This window comes from Pseudomonas sp. P129, assembly GCF_020312195.1.
GTDB classification, from domain to species: Bacteria; Pseudomonadota; Gammaproteobacteria; order Pseudomonadales; family Pseudomonadaceae; genus Aquipseudomonas; species Aquipseudomonas fragariae.
The window spans coordinates 955,127-970,367 of sequence record NZ_JAGPYS010000002.1 but is presented as its reverse complement, the minus strand read 5'-3'; the positions used below and the strand labels follow the sequence as shown (position 1 = coordinate 970,367).

Below are 15,241 nucleotides of genomic sequence, written 5' to 3'. Positions count from 1 at the left end.
TGCCCCCATGCATTACCTCACCCCCGATCTGTGTGACGCCTATCCGGACCTGATTCAGGTCGTGGAGCCGATGTTCAGCAATTTTGGCGGCCGCGATTCGTTTGGTGGCCAGATCGTCACGCTGAAATGTTTCGAGGACAACTCCAAGGTCAGGGAGCAAGTCGAGCTCGACGGCAAGGGCAAGGTGCTGGTCGTCGACGGCGGCGGTTCGCTGCGTTGCGCGCTGCTGGGTGACATGCTGGCAGACAAGGCTGCAAAGAACGGCTGGGAAGGCATGTTGATCTACGGCTGCATCCGCGACGTGGATGTCATCGCCCAGACCGACCTGGGTGTCCAGGCGCTCGCCAGTCATCCGAAGAAAACCGAGAAGCGCGGCATAGGCGAGCTGAATGTGCCGGTGACCTTTGGCGGCGTGACGTTCCGCCCGGGTGAGTACCTGTACGCCGACAACAATGGCGTCATCATTTCCCCATCAACCCTGACCATGCCGGAATAAGCGAAGTATCCATGTTCGATGAAGCAAACGCGCAGTGGGGGCTGGTTCATGCCCTCGTTTTGGACGGTAAGGGTGGGGCGCGTTTCATCGCTCGAACCGAATTGCAGGACCTTGCGTTGCAGCCAGAGGAAAGCCTCTGGCTGCATTGGGACCGCAGCCACCCGCAGACACATGCCTGGCTGCGCACCGGCAGCGGTCTGAGCGAGTTTGCCTGCGACCTGTTGCTGGAAGAGAACACCCGGCCGCGCTTGCTGCCGTTGCCGGAGCAGGAGCTGCTGCTGTTTCTGCGCGGTGTGAATCTGAATCCCGGTGCCGAGCCGGAAGACATGGTCTCGGTGCGTATCTTCGCCGCCGCGCAGCGGGTGATCTCGCTGCGCCTGCGTCCGCTGCGTGCCACCGAGGAACTGATTGAGCTACTGGGGCAGGGCAAAGGCCCGAAGGGCGCCTCGGAGCTGATCCTGCACCTGGCGCAGCACCTCACTGACAAGGTTCAGGATCTGGTGGGTGAACTGACCGAAATGGTCGATGAAGAGGAAGAAAAGAACGACGCCGACGAACGGTACAATCCCGAGCATGGCAAGCTGCTGCACATCCGTCGACGCGCTGCCGGCCTGCGTCGGTTCCTTGGGCCGCAGCGAGATATTTATGGTCAGCTTTCACGCATCAAGCTGTCCTGGTTTGCCCATGACGACGCTGATTACTGGAATGAGCTGAACAACAGCCTGACCCGTTATCTGGAAGAGCTCGAGCTGACCCGCGAGCGGGTGGGGCTGCTGCTGGAGTCCGAGGACCGGCGCCTGCGCGAGCACATGAACCGCACCATGTACCGCTTCGGGATCATTACCTGTATCTTTCTGCCGATGAGTTTTCTCACCGGTCTGCTGGGTATCAACGTTGGCGGCATTCCGGGTTCGGCCAGTTCGTACGGCTTTCTGGTGGCCTGTCTGCTGATCGTCGCACTGGGCGCAGGGCAGTGGTGGCTGTTCCGCCGTTTGCGTTGGGTATAGGGCGAGCCTGGATGGTTATTTGGCGAGCCTGTGTGACTTGTTGTTTTCGCGTCGCGTCTTTGAATGACATTACGTGAGGTGCCTGATGCACGATCCGTTTGAAGAATCTTTACGCGACATGCTCAATTCTTCATCCTCCAGCCGGGATGATGATGCATGTCTGGGACGCGTCCTGAAGACCGCCAATCGCCAGGTCGGCGCTGGTGTGTTGTTCGGGCTGCTGGGCCGCTGGTCAGAGGCGCTTATGATTGCCGTGAACAACGGCTCGGCCCACGTCTCTCCCGTTTCTCGTCGCACCACGAGTGGTGCGCGTTCTATCGATAAGGCTGATTGAGCATGGAATTGAATCTCTGGACCCAGAGCCTTCTTGCTGCAATGACTGCATTGTGGACCAAAGTCGCAAACTTCATCCCCAACCTGTTCGGCGCCCTGGTTGTGGTGCTGCTCGGTTTTGTCGTCGCCAAGCTGCTCGACGCACTGCTCTCCAAATTGCTGGCCAAGCTGGGCCTTGATCGTCTGGTCGGCGGTACCGGCCTGACCAAGATTATCGGCCGCGCTGGCGTCAAGGTGCCGGTCTCCACGCTGATCGGCAAGGTCGTCTACTGGTTCGTTCTGCTTATCTTTCTCGTATCGGCCGCTGAATCATTGGGTCTGCAGAGGGTCTCAGCCACGCTGGACATGCTGGCGCTGTATTTGCCCAAGGTATTTGGTGCCGCGCTGGTGCTGCTGGTCGGAGTGCTGCTGGCGCAACTGGTCAATGGCCTGGTGCGCGGCGCTGCTGAAGGCGTAGGGATCGATTACTCTGCCGGGCTGGGGCGAATTGCCCAGGGGCTGGTCATCATCATCAGTATTTCGGTTGCCATCAGCCAGCTCGAGGTCAAAACCGACCTGCTGAACCACGTTATCGTGATTGCGCTGATTACCGTTGGTCTGACAGTGGCGCTTGCCCTGGGCCTCGGCAGTCGCGAAATTGCCGGGCAGATCATTGCCGGAATCTACGTCCGTGAACTGTTTCAGGTCGGGCAGCAGGTCCAGATAGGGGATACAGAAGGGCAGATCGAGGAAATCGGTACGGTCAAGACAACGCTACTGACAGACGAGGGGGAGCTGGTGTCGTTTTCCAATCGCATCCTGCTCGAGCAGAGAGTAAGCAGCCGTTAAGCGGTTAACCTGCTAATGTATGCCGCCAGGTTGCCGATACAGGCCATGGCGGACATTGACCTGACTGTCGGCAAGATTTGTTTTGAATAAACCTCAACCGTTTTCGACGCGCTATGATCCACACGAGCTCTCAGACGAGGAGCTGGTTGCGCGCGCCCACGTTGAGCTGTTCAATGTGACGCGGGCCTACGAAGAATTGATGCGCCGTTACCAGAGAACACTTTTTAACGTCTGTGCACGTTATCTGGGGAACGATCGCGACGCTGACGATGTCTGTCAGGAGGTGATGCTTAAAGTGTTGTATGGGTTGAAAAATTTTGAAGGTAAATCTAAATTTAAAACCTGGCTGTACAGCATCACCTACAATGAATGCATCACGCAGTACAGGAAGGAACGGCGTAAGCGTCGCTTGATGGACGCGCTGAGTCTGGATCCACTTGAGGAAGCGTCGGAAGAAAAGGCGCCCAAACCTGAAGAACGGGGCGGACTTGATCGCTGGCTTGTGTATGTGAACCCGATCGATCGGGAGATTCTGGTCCTGCGGTTTGTTGCAGAACTTGAATTCCAGGAAATCGCTGACATCATGCACATGGGCTTGAGCGCAACGAAAATGCGTTACAAGCGGGCTTTAGATAAATTACGAGAGAAATTTGCGGGAATCGCCGAAACTTAATACGGTGCAAATATCTCTAACAAACTGGCAAGGTCTGGTAGACTTGCCGCTGAGTTGTCCCCCTGTGTGGGACTGCTTAATAATCATCAGATGGGGATTTAACGGATGAAACTGAAAAACACCTTGGGCTTGGCCATTGGTACTATTGTTGCCGCAACTTCGTTCGGCGCGCTGGCTCAAGGCCAAGGCGCGGTCGAAATCGAAGGCTTCGCCAAGAAAGAGTACTACGACAGCGATCGTAACTTCAAAAACGACGGCAACCTGTTCGGCGGCTCCGTTGGCTACTTCCTGACTGACGATGTTGAGCTGCGTCTGGGCTACGACGAAGTCCACAACGTTCGTAGCGACAGCGGCAAGAACATCAAGGGCGCAGACACTGCTCTGGACGCTCTGTACCACTTCAACAACCCAGGCGACATGCTGCGTCCATACGTATCTGCCGGCTTCTCTGACCAGAGCATCGGTCAAGACGCTCGCCGTGGCCGTGACGGCTCCACCTTCGCCAACATCGGCGGCGGCGCCAAGCTGTACTTCACTGACAACTTCTATGCCCGTGCAGGCGTTGAAGCTCAGTACAACATCGACCAAGGCAACACCGAGTGGGCGCCTAGCGTCGGTATCGGTGTAAACTTCGGCGGCGGCAGCAAGAAAGTTGAAGCGGCTCCAGCTCCAGTAGCTGAAGTGTGCTCCGACAGCGACAACGACGGCGTGTGCGACAACGTCGACAAGTGCCCGGACACCCCAGCCAACGTTACCGTTGACGCTGATGGCTGCCCAGCAGTTGCCGAAGTGGTTCGTGTTGAGCTGGACGTGAAGTTCGACTTCGACAAATCCGTAGTCAAGCCTAGCAGCTACGGCGACATCAAGAACCTCGCTGACTTCATGCAGCAGTACCCACAGACCACCACCACTGTTGAAGGTCACACTGACTCCGTCGGTCCTGACGCTTACAACCAGAAACTGTCCGAGCGTCGTGCAAACGCCGTTAAACAGGTTCTGGTTAACCAGTACGGTGTTGGCGCTAGCCGCGTAAACTCGGTTGGTTACGGCGAAACCAAGCCAGTTGCTGACAACGCAACTGAAGCAGGTCGCGCAGTTAACCGTCGCGTAGAAGCAGAAGTAGAAGCTCAAGCTAAGTAATTAGCCGCTTGTACTGAAAAGCCCGGCTCAGGCCGGGCTTTTCTTTGCCTGCGATTTGGCAGGGTGCTTGTTCAGACGGGCCTGGTGTCAGCTGGCATTCAGCTGCGCGTGGTCCATCAGGGTTTGATTCAGCAGCTCATTGCTGTAAGCCGCAACCGCGCCGATCACCAGAATGGCGGGGCTCTTCAGCTGGAAAGCGGGTGCGTCCTGTTGCATGGCATTCAGGGTGCTACGGCATTCGCGCTGCCATGGCAGCGAAGCGTTCTCGATCATCGCCACCGGCATCTCGCCACTCATTCCGCCTGCCAGCAGGCTCTCGCGAATTTCCGCCAGTTTCGCCACGCCCATGTAAACCACCAGGGTGGTTCCGCCTTGCGCGAGCGCTTGCCAGTTGAGCGTGCTGTCATCCTGAGTGTGGGCGGTGACCAGTGTCACGCCACGGCTTATACCGCGCAGGGTCAGCGAAATGCCGCACTGTGTTGCACCAGCAAGACCCGCTGTAATGCCGTTGACCAGCTCCACGGCCACACCGTGTTCCTGCAGCCATTGAGCCTCTTCACCACCACGTCCGAAGATGCACGGATCGCCGCCTTTGAGGCGGACCACACATTTGCCCTGACGGACGTAGCGCAGCATCAGGCGATGGATAAACGCTTGCGGCGTCGAGCGGCAACCGCCGCGCTTGCCGACCGCGATCACCCGCGCCCCCGGACAATGCTCCAGCACTGCGGGGTTGACCAGATCGTCGATCAGCACCACGTCGGCTTCATGCAAGGCGCGTACTGCCTTGAGGGTCAGCAATTCCGGGTCGCCGGGGCCCGCGCCTACCAGCCATACTTTTGCGCTCATGCCGCATTCCTCATTCTGTAACCGCCACGGTATGGATCAGTCTTCTTATTTCCGGCACGCAGGAGCCGCACTGGGTGCCGCAGCCCAACTGTGTCTTGAGTTGATTCAGGTCCAGCCCACGCTCGATAGCGCTCATGACTGCGTTCTGGCTGACATTCATGCAGTTGCACAAGGTCTTGTCGCGAGTCTGTGTCGAGTCTTTGCCCGGTTCGCTGCTCAACGGTGCCAACAGCCAGCGTCGCAATGGGGCATCGACGCGCTCTTCCAGCCACAACGTCTGCAACCAATGCCGGGCAAGTGTTTCGCCGGCCAGGCGAATCGCGGTAATACGATCATCGTCAATCCGTACCCGCTTGCCGATCGAGCGTTTGGGGTCGTCATACGCCATGACCGGTCCTTCATCCAGGCCCAGTACACGATCAATCTGCTGCAGCAGCGCTGAGTCGGGTGCTTCTGCGCTGGCGGCGCGTATCACCAGCGCCGGTCGCCCGCGTCCGGCAAGGCCCATGCTCAGGTAAGTGAAGGTGTCACACAAGGCGCGCAGCGTTTCCATCCGTTGCTGCACGTTGCCCTCGACCAGCGCAAAGAACTGCCAGGGCAGGTGGGCTTTTTCGATCCTGACGCCGGCGTGCTTGAGTTCCGGTTGTTTCGAGATCGGATCGAAGGCCGGCTGGGTGAGAACGTTGACACCCCCCTTGAGGAACCTGTCGCCCCAATGCATCGGCACAAAGGCCTGGCCGACTGCAACGCTGTCCTCACTGCTGACCGGCAACAGCAGCTCGCCGCGCCGACTGATCAGTTTGACCAAGTCGCCGGGTTGCAGGTCATGGCTGAGCATGTCCTGCGGATTGATGCTCAACACAGCTTCGCTGACATGCCCGAACAAGCGCGCAGCGGTGCCGGTGCGGCTCATGCCGTGCCATTGATCGCGCAGCCTGCCGGTGTTGAGCGTCAGCGGGTAGTCGGCATCGCGCAACTCCCTGGCGGCAATGTAAGGCTCGGACAGAAACTGCGCGCGGCCTGAATCGGTGGGAAAGATACCCTCGCTGTACAGGCGCTGTGTGCCGCTGCTGGCGCCACGCGGGAAGGGCCATTGCTGCGGGCCCTGCTGGTCGATGAGCTCGCGGTCGATTCCGGACATGTCCAGATCGCGCCCGACCGTCAGGCCCTTGAACTCATCGAACAAGGCTTTGGGTGTCGCGAAATCGAACAGCGCGGGTGTGTCGGGTTGCAGGCGTTTTTGCAGGCGCTGGGCGAAATCCACCGTGATTGCCCAGTCGGAGCGCGCTTCGCCGGGCGCCTGGATGGCCTTGCGCACGTTGGAGATGCGCCGTTCGGAGTTGGTCACCGTGCCTTCTTTCTCGCCCCAGCTGGCAGCAGGCAGCAACAGATCGGCGTAACGCGCAGTTTCGGTGGTTTTGAACGCTTCCTGAAGTACCACGAACGGGCAGGTTTCCAGCGCTTGCCTGATGCGGTTCTGGTCGGGCAGTGACTGTGCCGGGTTGGTGCAGGCAATCCACAGGGCTTTGATTGTCCCGTTTTGCAATTGCTCGAACAGTTCGATGGCGGAAAGGCCGGGGCTGGCGGGCAGACTGTCGACGCCCCAGTAATCTGCAACCTCCTGACGATGCTGAGGATTTGCCGCGTCGCGATGGCCAGGCAACAGGTTGGACAGGCTGCCGGTTTCGCGTCCGCCCATGGCGTTGGGCTGGCCGGTGAGTGAGAAGGGACCTGCGCCGGGTTTGCCAATCTGGCCGGTCGCCAGGTGCAGGTTGATCAGCGCGCTGTTTTTCGCACTGCCGGCCGTAGACTGATTCAGCCCCATGCACCACAGCGACAGAAAAGCCGGCGCTTCGCCCACCCAACGGGCGCAGGTGTGCAGCTGTTCCAGAGTAATGCCGCAGAGGGCGGCCACGTGCTCAGGCGGGTAATCATGGACCAGCGTGGCCAGTTCCTCATAGCCCTGCGTGTGCGCGGCAATGAACGCCGGGTCGATCAGCCGTTCGCTCATCAATATATGCAGGATGCCGTGAAACAGCGCGACGTCTGTGCCGGGCTGAATCGCCAGGTGCAGGTCGGCCAGTTCGCAGGTGTCGGTGCGCCGTGGGTCGATGACGATGAGTTTCATCTGCGGACGATGGTTTTTTGCTTCTTCCAGACGACGAAACAGAATCGGGTGCGCGTACGCCATGTTACTGCCGACGATCATCACGCAGTCGCTCAGTTCGATATCTTCGTAGCTGCAGGGCGGTGCATCGGCACCCAGGCTGCGCTTGTAGCCAGCCACGGCCGAGGACATGCACAGCCGTGAGTTGCTGTCGATATTGTTGGTGCCGATCAGGGCGCGCGCCAGCTTGTTGAACGCGTAATAGTCTTCGGTCAGCAACTGGCCGGAAATGTAGAAGGCAACGCTGTCGGGGCCATGTTCGCGAATGGTCTGGGCAAACACATTGGCCGCGTGTTCCAGTGCGGTATCCCAATGGGTCACGCTGCGCGCCAGGCCCTTGCTCAGGCGCAGTTCCGGGTACAGCGCGCGGGCTTCGATGTCGCCGGTCAGGTGCAGGCTCGAACCTTTGCTGCACAGCTTGCCGAAGTTGGCCGGGTGCTTCGGGTCGCCGCTGACGCCGAGAATATGCTCGCCGTCATGTTCGATCAGTACGCCGCAGCCCACGCCGCAATAGCAGCAGGTCGATGCCGTGATCCGAGGGGTGTGAAGGGCAAGGCTGTTCATGCGCAGGCCGCCTGCGCAGCAGCGGGTTTGCCGAACATCAGATGATCGCGTATGGCGTCGATTCCCTGGCCATCACGGATCTGCTGCAAGTACCAGTTGCCGTCGGCGGTGTCGCCGTACAGGCAGGCGCCGACCAGTACGTCGTTCTTGATCACCAGCTTCTTGTAGACGCCGCCAATGGGATCGGAAAGGGTGATGCTTTCAGTGCCTTCACCGCCGAGGAAATCCCCGGCGGAAAACAGGTCGATGCCGGTGACTTTAAGCTTGGTCGAGGTGACCGAACCCGGATAACGCGCGAAGCCCAGTTGCGCAAGGTGATTGGCGCAGACCCGCGCCTGCTCGAACAGCGGCGCCACCAGCCCATAGGCAATGCCGCGGTGGCTGACGCATTCGCCAATCGCGTAGATGCGCGGGTCGTAGGTCTGCAAGGTGTCATTGACCAGAATGCCGCGGTTACAGGGCAGGCCGGCTTGCTCGGCCAATTCGGTATTGGGCCGTATGCCTGCGGCCATGACCACCAGATCGGCATCGATTCTGTCGCCGTTGTTGAATTGCACCGCGGTTACGCGGCCCTGATCATCGCCGAGCAGGGCGTTGGTCTGTTCGTCGAGGCGAAAGCTCAGGCCGCGCTTTTCCAGTGCCGCTTGCAGCATCCGCCCGCTGGTCTTGTCCAGTTGGCGCTCCAGCAGCGTCTGGCCATTATGAATAACCGTGACTTGCATGCCGCGCAGGCTCAAGCCGTTGGCCGCTTCCAGGCCGAGCAGGCCGCCGCCGATGACGACTGCGCGTTTGTGCGTGACGGCGGTGTCGATCATCTGCCGCGTGTGGCTGATGTCGCGATAACCGATGACGCCGTTCAGCGTGTTGCCGGGTATCGGCAGTATGAACGGCCGCGAACCGGTGGCAATCAGCAGCCGATCATAATGGGCCTGGGTGCCGTCATCGGCGATCACCAGGCGTTTGATGCGATCGATCTTCACCACGCGGCGGTTGAGCAACAACTCGATACCGTTGCGTTGGTACCAGTCGAGATCGTTGAGCACGATGTCTTCGAAATTCTGTTCGCCGGCCAGCACCGGCGACAGCAGGATGCGATTGTAATTGGGGTGTGGCTCGGCGCCGAAGACCGTGATGTGGTAAAGGTCTTCGCTCAGTTTCAGCAACTCTTCGAGTGTGCGCACGCCGGCCATGCCGTTGCCGATCATCACCAGTTTGAGTTTGGTCATCTTGCCTCCGAGTCACTGCAGCGCGTGCTCGACACGTTTCGCGCAAACAAAAAAAGGCGTCCCGTCAGTGGCCTGACGAGGACGCCTTTGTCCGGTCCCGTTCTCTCGGGAGACGCAGCCTTCATCGTTGAGGGCTGCGTGTTATGAATTATCTGCAAGAGACCATGCAGTGCTTGTGCCAACTCGCATCTGCCGGCCTGTGCGGCCTGCAGTCGATAACCCAGGCCTTTTCTGCACTGCGTTGAGGCGCGTTGCACAGAAGCGGGGCGCAAAGGCTCAGTGGCGGCCCAGCAGCACGATCACCAGTACCAGATTGAACAGCAGGGAGAGCAGCGCCAGTGTTCGCCAGACTTTCAGTGGTTCGCGTTCCAGCAGCGGACGCGGTTTTGTCACCAACGGACGATGCTCGGCTTGCTCCAGTTCCAGCAACCACTGTTCAGCGGTTTCGTAACGCTGGTTCGGGTCGGCGTGCAGTGCTTTGTCCAGGCTGTGGCTCAGCCACTGCGGCAGATCCGGCCGATAACGGCTGGCAGGTATCGGTGCGCCGAAGCGACGGTGCTGAAAGGCTTCGATCTCGCCGTAAGGGTATTGCCCTGTCAGCAGGTAATACAAGGTGACGCCCGCCGCGTAGAGGTCCTGCTGCGGATGCGGTTCGGCACCATTGAAGGCCTCCGGTGCTATATAGCTCGGCGTGCCGGGCAGGTCTTCGGTATTGATGGCCGAAAGGCCCGGGCAGAACGCCAGGCCAAAATCCAGCAGGCGCAACTCGCCGTCGTCGGCCAGCAACAGGTTTTCCGGTTTGATATCGCGATGGATGATGTTGCGTCGATGCAGCAGGCCCGTGGCCCGTAGCAGCCGGGTGGCGAGGTCCTGCCACTGGGCCAGCGGCAACGGCCCGTTGCCAGTGAAGCGCTCGGCCAGCGTGTGCCCGCGATACTCGCGCATCACGTAATACAGATGCTGGCGGTCTGGCAGCGGGTGTATCTCGGGAAAGAAGCGCCCGGCGACCCGGCGCAGAAACCACTCCTCCAGCAGCAAACCCTGACCGGCGCCGGTTTCGTCATGGCGACTGGCTGGCAGGGTTTTCAACAGCCAGGGTTGCTCATGGATATCGGTGACCCGATATACGATGGACTGGCGCGATTGCGCCACGACGTTGCCGACTTTCCAGCCCTCGAATGCCTGATCGGCCTTGAGCGCGGGTGGCAGCGGCCATTGTTGCAACTGCAGCAACGCGTCCCCCAGATCATCCTCGCCGAGCGTGTCGACCTGAATCAGCAGGGCGCTGGCATTGTCCTGACTGCCGGCCAGGTGCGCCGCGCTGACCAGGGTTTTCACCGCCGCGTCGAGGTCGTGCTGTTCGCCCAGAATCGAGCGAATGCTCGCATCGCCCAGCGTCGCCCAGATGCCGTCGCTGACCAGCAGCAGGCGCTCGCCTTCACACAGTTCGCCGTCCAGGTAATCCATGACCACGTACTGATCCAGGCCCAGGGCACGCTTGAGCACATGCTGCATGTCGGCCTGTTCCCAGACGTGATCTTCACTGATGCGTTTGAGCGTCCCGGTTTGCCAGCGATAAACCCGGCAGTCGCCGACATGGGCGAGGGTGAAGCGCCGACCGCGCAGTACCAGAGCGCTGAGGGTGGTCAACAGGCCGTTGGCCAGCAGCCAGCGATTCTGCGCCAGCAGCAGGCGATCAAGGGACTGCGCCACGCCCCAGGTTTCCGGCGTGGCGTAATAGTCGAGGGCCAGCGCCTGAAGCGTGGACTGCGCCGCCAGTGCGCCGTCGGCACACTGGCTGACGCCGTCGGCAAGGGCGAACAGATAGCCTTTGCTGGCCGCCAGCGCCGGGACTGGCGTGACCAGGCGCACGGCGTCCTGATTCTCCGCTCGCGGTCCGCTGGCGCTGAATTGCGCGAACTGCAATTGCAGGGTCATCGGCGCTTCAGACCCGAGCCGCCGTGACTGCGGCCGAACCCCAAGTGGTTCTCCAGCGACGCTTGACGTTCAGCAGGCCGAACCAGGCCAGTACCGCCAGGCCGGCGAACAGCCACAGGCCCAGCTGGTAGTCGCCGGTGTTCTGTTTGATGGTGCCCAGGCCGGCGGCCAGCAGGAAACCACCGATGCCACCCGCCATGCCGATCAGGCCGGTCATGACCCCGATTTCCTTGCGGAAGCGCTGCGGTACCAGCTGGAATACCGCGCCGTTGCCGGCCCCCAGGCCCAGCATGGCGGCCACGAACAGCGCCAGTGCTGCCCACGAACTTGGCAGGTTGAAGCCCACGGCGGCGATGCCGATGGCGGCAACCGCATACATCACGGTCAGCGTGCGAATCCCGCCGAAACGGTCGGCCAGCGCGCCACCCAGCGGACGCATCAGGCTGCCGCCGAACACGCAGGCAGCGGTGTAGTAACCGGCAGTGATCGGGCTCAAACCGTATTGGTCGTTGAAATAGCCGGGCAGGGCGCTGGCCAGGCCAATGAAACCACCGAACGTCACGCTGTAGAAAAACATGAACCACCAGCTGTCACGATCACCCAGCGCCTTGAGGTAGTCCGCCATGGATTTGGGTTTGCTGCGTTGCGGGGCGTTGCGTGCCATCAGGGTGAAGGCGATCAGGGTCAGGACCAGCGGGATCAGTGCCAGACCGAAGACGTTGCTCCAACCGAAACTGGCGGCCAGCACCGGCGCGATCAGCGCGGCCAGTACAGTGCCGGAATTGCCCGCACCGGCGATGCCCATGGCCTTGCCCTGATGCTGCGCTGGATACCATTGCGACGCCAGGGGCAGCGCGACGGCGAACGAAGCACCGGCCATACCGAGGAACACACCCAGCACCAGCACCTGGCCGTAGGTGTGAATGCCCAGTTGCCAGGCAGCCAGCAGCGCGCCGATGACGATCACCTGGCCGATGATCCCGGCGGTCTTGGGCGACAGCTGGTCGGCCAGCAGGCCCATGAAGAAGCGCAGCACCGCACCCGCCAGAATCGGTGTGGCGACCATCAGGCCACGTTGCTGAGTGGTCAGCTGCAGGTCAGTGGCAATCTGCACCGCCAGCGGACCAAGCAGGTACCAGACCATGAAACTCAGGTCGAAATAGAGAAAGGCCGCGAACAGGGTCGGTTTGTGGCCTGCCTTCCAGAAGCTTGTATCCATGTGCACACCTCATCATCTGCTAGTTAGTCAGTCGGGCCATGACCACGACACGGGTTATTCAGACGCTGTGGTGGAGTGTTCCGAATGACGGCGACTCCACCGGCCCCTGCGCCGGGGCCAAAACGCAAAAAACGTCGCCTCTCTGTCCACTGGCGTGGAAAGGGATGAGCGACGTCTTTGTCGTAAAAGGTGATAGCCGCCGTTGGCTACCGGTGCGATTGCTTTAGCAATAGACGGGCCAAGGGCCGTGCAAGCGCGCCGGCCGCACGTTGCAGGCAGGTTGTAGGGTCTTCAGCGGTTGGGTGGTGAGTTGATGTATGACCTTGAACCGGGCGTCGGCCAGCAGACGCGCTGCAAAAAAGGGCATGGCGGCGAAAAGCCAGATAAACATTTGCGCAGTCCGTATCAAGCAACAGGCACGGGCATGTTAATAAAATCAGGATTGGTTCATTAACATTGGAGTTATTTAATATTATTTAATGTGCCATCAGTTTTAGGCGTAAGTACTGTCATTGTGATGCTGTTTCAATGCGTCTCTATGACGGCCTTAATATATATGAATTAATACGCGGCCCGTCGCGGTTGTACGATAACAGCGCCTTAAATATTTAATTTACTTTGTGGAGTATCTCTGAGAGCATCGCTTCTGTCGCAACGTGTGACGCTTGATCAACAGAAAGTGTTTTCACTTTTCAATCCGGTAATCTGTAGTTGCAGTTTGCCAGTCAATTTCGATAAATGCTTACTGTGTAAGAAGTTATCGGCTACTCGCTCTTTTCTCGGTTTCCGGTTGTCCTCGACACCTGAATGCCCGACACACTCTGCACCTCGGCATTGCACCCGTGCCTGCCGTGTTGTCTTCCTATACGCGCTGCTTGTACAGGCGCCTGCAAAGGACATCATCATCATGAGTAACATCAATTACGCCCCTACCGTCTGGTCCCGTGCCGATGCGTTGAAGGTCAATGAAAATGACCCGACCACCACGCAGCCGCTGGTAAAACCGGACTTTCCGGTCATGAGTGATAAGGTCTTCATCTGGGACACCATGCCGTTGCGCGAGCTTGACGGCACGGTGGTCTCAGTCAACGGCTGGTCGGTCATCGTCACGCTGACAGCTGATCGCCACCCCGACGACCCGCAGTATCTCGGCGCCAACGGCCGCTACGACATCAAGCGCGACTGGGAAGATCGTCACGGGCGGGCGCGCATGTGCTACTGGTATTCGCGTACCGGCAAGAACTGGATCTTCGGTGGCCGGGTCATGGCCGAAGGCGTGTCGCCCACCACCCGCGAGTGGGCGGGCACACCGGTACTGTTGAATGACAAGGGTGATATCGATCTGTACTACACCTGCGTGACACCGGGGGCGACGATTGCCAAAGTACGCGGCCGTATTGTGACGTCCGATCAGGGCGTGGAGTTGAAAGACTTTACCCAAGTCAAAAAACTGTTCGAGGCCGATGGCACTTATTATCAAACCGAAGCGCAGAACTCGACGTGGAACTTCCGCGACCCGAGTCCGTTTATTGATCCCAATGATGGCAAGTTGTATATGGTCTTTGAAGGTAATGTTGCCGGCGAACGCGGTACGCATACCGTTGGTGCTGCAGAACTTGGCCCGGTGCCTCCCGGCCATGAAGAAGTTGGGGGTGCGCGTTTTCAAGTGGGCTGTATCGGTCTGGCGGTTGCGAAAGATCTCAGCGGTGAAGAATGGGAAATATTACCGCCACTGGTGACTGCGGTGGGTGTCAATGATCAGACCGAACGTCCGCATTATGTCTTTCAGGACGGCAAGTATTATTTGTTCACCATTAGTCACAAGTTTACGTATGCCGACGGTGTGACCGGGCCGGATGGCGTTTACGGTTTTGTGGGCGAGCATTTGTTCGGGCCTTACCGGCCGATGAATGCATCCGGACTGGTGCTCGGCAATCCGCCTGCACAGCCTTTCCAGACGTACTCCCACTGCGTGATGCCCAACGGCCTGGTGACTTCGTTCATCGACAGCGTGCCCACCAGCGGCGATGACTACCGTATCGGCGGCACCGAGGCGCCGACGGTCAGAATCCTGTTGAAAGGCGACCGCTCGTTCGTGCAGGAAGAGTATGACTACGGCTACGTGCCGGCGATGAAGGATGTGCAACTGAGCTGACAGGCTGCGCCCCTGTAACCTGTGAAGAACGCCTGTACGGACAGGCGTTCTTCCTGGCTTCAGCCCAGCAGTTCGCTCATCGCGATAATCTGCTCGGCCACCTGAATCAGCTTCTGCTGACGACTCATTGCCTGACGTCGCATCAGCGTGTAAGCGTCTTCTTCGTTGCAATCCTTCATTTTCATCAGCAGCCCCTTGGCCAGTTCGATGCGCTTGCGCTCGGCCAGTTGCTGATCGCGTGCATGCAGTTGCGCGCGCAGCGCCTGATCGCTTTCAAAGCGCGCCATCGCCACATCCAGAATCGGTTGCAGCCGTTGCGCCTGGATACCCTCGACGATATAAGCGCTGACTCCGGACTTGATCGCCTGGCGCATCACGCCCGGATCGTGCTCGTCGGTGAACATCACGATGGGCCGTGGCTGGTCGCGGCTGACCAGCACCACTTGCTCCATCACGTCGCGACCAGGTGATTCAGTGTCGATCAGGATGACGTCCGGGCGCACGGCTTCAACGCGCGCGGGCAGGTCGATGATCAGTCCGGATTCGTCGATCACGTCGAAACCGGCCTCTATCAAGGCTGACCTGAGGCGGCCGACCTTTTTGGCGGTGTCATTGATAAGCAGGATACGCAGCATGTTTACGTTCT

At 59.6% G+C, this 15,241-nt stretch carries 13 protein-coding genes and 1 pseudogene; 7 read left to right on the top strand and 7 right to left on the bottom strand.

Features of this window, described 5'->3' with window-relative positions:
* Positions 1-7 precede the first annotated feature (7 nt).
* The 6 genes from rraA (at position 8) to KBY02_RS09475 (ending at position 4,477) form a co-directional block, all read left to right on the top strand.
* A complete protein-coding gene (rraA, locus tag KBY02_RS09500) occupies positions 8-496 on the top strand; it encodes a ribonuclease E activity regulator RraA (RefSeq protein WP_003406747.1) in 489 nt (162 codons plus the stop codon).
* Positions 497-507: 11 nt separating this feature from the next.
* The gene (locus KBY02_RS09495; RefSeq protein WP_011267432.1) at positions 508-1,503 is read left to right on the top strand and encodes a zinc transporter ZntB; all 996 of its coding nucleotides are present in this window, start codon (positions 508-510) and stop codon (positions 1,501-1,503) included.
* Between the two features lie 85 nt (positions 1,504-1,588).
* Positions 1,589-1,837 carry a crfX protein gene (locus KBY02_RS09490; RefSeq protein WP_003406745.1) on the top strand — a complete coding sequence of 83 codons (249 nt, stop codon included), beginning with the start codon at positions 1,589-1,591 and terminating at the stop codon, positions 1,835-1,837.
* Positions 1,838-1,839: 2 nt separating this feature from the next.
* A complete protein-coding gene (locus tag KBY02_RS09485; protein ID WP_003315687.1) occupies positions 1,840-2,664 on the top strand; it encodes a mechanosensitive ion channel family protein in 825 nt (274 codons plus the stop codon).
* 82 nt (positions 2,665-2,746) lie between these two features.
* The gene (gene sigX, locus KBY02_RS09480; protein ID WP_003406744.1) at positions 2,747-3,337 is read left to right on the top strand and encodes an RNA polymerase sigma factor SigX; all 591 of its coding nucleotides are present in this window, start codon (positions 2,747-2,749) and stop codon (positions 3,335-3,337) included.
* Positions 3,338-3,442: 105 nt separating this feature from the next.
* Positions 3,443-4,477 (top strand): OmpA family protein, encoded by a 1,035-nt coding sequence (locus KBY02_RS09475; RefSeq protein ID WP_003406743.1) that lies wholly within the window; start codon positions 3,443-3,445, stop codon positions 4,475-4,477.
* 87 nt (positions 4,478-4,564) lie between these two features.
* Here KBY02_RS09475 and cobA read toward each other — a convergent pair whose 3' ends face one another.
* The 6 genes and pseudogenes from cobA to KBY02_RS09445 all read right to left on the bottom strand — a co-directional run bounded on the left by cobA (position 4,565) and on the right by KBY02_RS09445 (position 12,831).
* Positions 4,565-5,326 carry a uroporphyrinogen-III C-methyltransferase gene (gene cobA, locus KBY02_RS09470; protein WP_129451832.1) on the bottom strand — a complete coding sequence of 254 codons (762 nt, stop codon included), beginning with the start codon at positions 5,324-5,326 and terminating at the stop codon, positions 4,565-4,567.
* A gap of 10 nt (positions 5,327-5,336) precedes the next feature.
* A complete protein-coding gene (locus KBY02_RS09465) occupies positions 5,337-8,057 on the bottom strand; it encodes a nitrate reductase (protein ID WP_032653950.1) in 2,721 nt (906 codons plus the stop codon).
* 19 nt (positions 8,058-8,076) lie between these two features.
* A pseudogene (locus KBY02_RS09460) lies at positions 8,077-9,283 on the bottom strand (NAD(P)/FAD-dependent oxidoreductase); the annotation flags it as partial.
* A gap of 276 nt (positions 9,284-9,559) precedes the next feature.
* Positions 9,560-11,221, bottom strand: a complete 1,662-nt coding sequence (locus tag KBY02_RS09455; RefSeq protein ID WP_129451834.1) for a bifunctional protein-serine/threonine kinase/phosphatase — start codon at positions 11,219-11,221, stop codon at positions 9,560-9,562.
* A gap of 7 nt (positions 11,222-11,228) precedes the next feature.
* Positions 11,229-12,440 carry a nitrate/nitrite transporter gene (locus KBY02_RS09450; RefSeq protein ID WP_011267436.1) on the bottom strand — a complete coding sequence of 404 codons (1,212 nt, stop codon included), beginning with the start codon at positions 12,438-12,440 and terminating at the stop codon, positions 11,229-11,231.
* A gap of 223 nt (positions 12,441-12,663) precedes the next feature.
* Positions 12,664-12,831 (bottom strand): hypothetical protein, encoded by a 168-nt coding sequence (locus KBY02_RS09445; protein WP_003406736.1) that lies wholly within the window; start codon positions 12,829-12,831, stop codon positions 12,664-12,666.
* A 516-nt stretch (positions 12,832-13,347) separates the two neighbouring features.
* Here KBY02_RS09445 and KBY02_RS09440 point away from each other — a divergent pair.
* Complete coding sequence (locus KBY02_RS09440) at positions 13,348-14,595, top strand: glycoside hydrolase family 68 protein (protein WP_024640693.1); 1,248 nt, start codon at positions 13,348-13,350, stop codon at positions 14,593-14,595.
* A 59-nt stretch (positions 14,596-14,654) separates the two neighbouring features.
* Here KBY02_RS09440 and KBY02_RS09435 read toward each other — a convergent pair whose 3' ends face one another.
* Positions 14,655-15,230 (bottom strand): ANTAR domain-containing response regulator, encoded by a 576-nt coding sequence (locus KBY02_RS09435; protein ID WP_003406734.1) that lies wholly within the window; start codon positions 15,228-15,230, stop codon positions 14,655-14,657.
* Positions 15,231-15,241 lie beyond the last annotated feature (11 nt).